The organism is Neoroseomonas rubea, assembly GCF_016106015.1.
GTDB classification, from domain to species: Bacteria; Pseudomonadota; Alphaproteobacteria; order Acetobacterales; family Acetobacteraceae; genus Neoroseomonas; species Neoroseomonas rubea.
In genome coordinates this window covers 1-1,294 of record NZ_JACADQ010000592.1, presented here as the reverse complement: position 1 = coordinate 1,294, position 1,294 = coordinate 1, and the positions used below count along the sequence as shown (strand labels likewise).

Here is a 1,294-nt window from a genome sequence, read left to right as displayed (position 1 = left end):
GCGGCGGCCAGCGCGCGCGCCGTCGCCGCCGCCATGTCGGGGTTCGCCCCCGCGGCCGCGAGCGCGCGACGGGCGAGGTGTTCGGCATCCGCCAGGGAAAGTCGCATCAGTCCGCGCGCAGCCCCGCTTCCTGGATCAGCCGCGCCCAGCGGGCCGTCTCCTCCGTGACGAAGGCCAGCGACCGCGCGCGGTCCCAGCCTTCCACGGTGAAGCCGCCGTCGCGCGCGCGGCGGCCGACATCGGCGTCGCGGATGGCGGCCAGCGTGTCGGCCTCGAGCCGCGCGAGTGTGGGCGCGGGCACGGCGGCGGGCACCATCACTGCGGTCCAGTTCGTCATCTCGAGCGTCGGTTGGCCTGCTTCGCGCACGGTCGGCACCTCCGGCAGCAGCGGATGCCGCGCGGCGGAGGTGATGGCAAGGGGGCGCAGCCGTCCGGCCTGGATCTGCGCGATGCATTCGGGAAGGTTGGAGACCATCAAGTCGAGGCTGCCGCCGGCGAGGTCGGTGACGGAGGGCGCGCCGCCGCGATAGGGCACATGGGTGATGTTGTCCCCCGCCTCCGCCGCGCGGCGGAACAGCTCGAGCCCGAGATGCGGCGGCGATCCGTTGCCGGAGGACCCACCGTTCAGCCGCCGCTGCTTGGCCTGCTGCACCAGCTCGGCCAGCGTGCGCGCCGGGTTGCGTTCCGCATTCACCACCACGACGAGCGGCAGGGACCCGAGCACGGAGATCGTCGTCAGGTCGCGGCGGAAGTCGAAGGGCGCATTCGGGAACAGCGTCGCGTTCACCGTGTGCGTCATGGTGATGGCGAGCAGCGTGTGCCCGTCCGGCGCGCTTTTCGCCACAGCATCGGCGCCGATCAGGGCGTTGCCGCCGGCGCGGTTCTCGATGACGACGGGCTTGCCCCAGATCTCGGCCAGCTTCTGCCCGACGAGACGCGCCATGATGTCGGTGAGGCCACCCGGCGGGAAGGGCACGATGTAGCGCACGGCGCGGTCGGGGAAGGGCGCCTGCGCGCGCGCGGCGACGGGCGCGAGCAGGGCAGGTGCCGCGAGCAGGTGGCGACGCTGGAGCATGTTGGACCCTCCCGTTGGTGTCGTTGGCGGGAAGGCTAACGCGGTTCGCGCGGGGGGCGGAAGCGGCGACCTCGCCCCCCGGCGCGGTTCAGGCGCTCTCGTACAGCCGCGTCAGGCTGAATTCCCGGTGGCCGAGGATCTCGGCCGCGGTGAACTGCCCGTCCGCGGTGCGGATGATGCAGTCGAGCAGGGCGTCGCCCGCCTGGTCGAAGTTCATCT

At 72.9% G+C, this 1,294-nt stretch carries 1 protein-coding gene; it reads right to left on the bottom strand.

The features are described 5' to 3' along the window. Positions 1–106: 106 nt before the first annotated feature. A complete protein-coding gene (locus HW577_RS25130) occupies positions 107–1,075 on the bottom strand; it encodes a tripartite tricarboxylate transporter substrate binding protein (RefSeq protein WP_198378814.1) in 969 nt (322 codons plus the stop codon). Positions 1,076–1,294: the final 219 nt, after the last annotated feature.

Bases quoted from the DNA above. Each gene is read 5' to 3' on its own strand.
- HW577_RS25130 (WP_198378814.1), bottom strand. From the start codon at position 1,075: ATGCTCCAGCGTCGCCACCTGCTCGCGGCACCTGCCCTGCTCGCGCCC.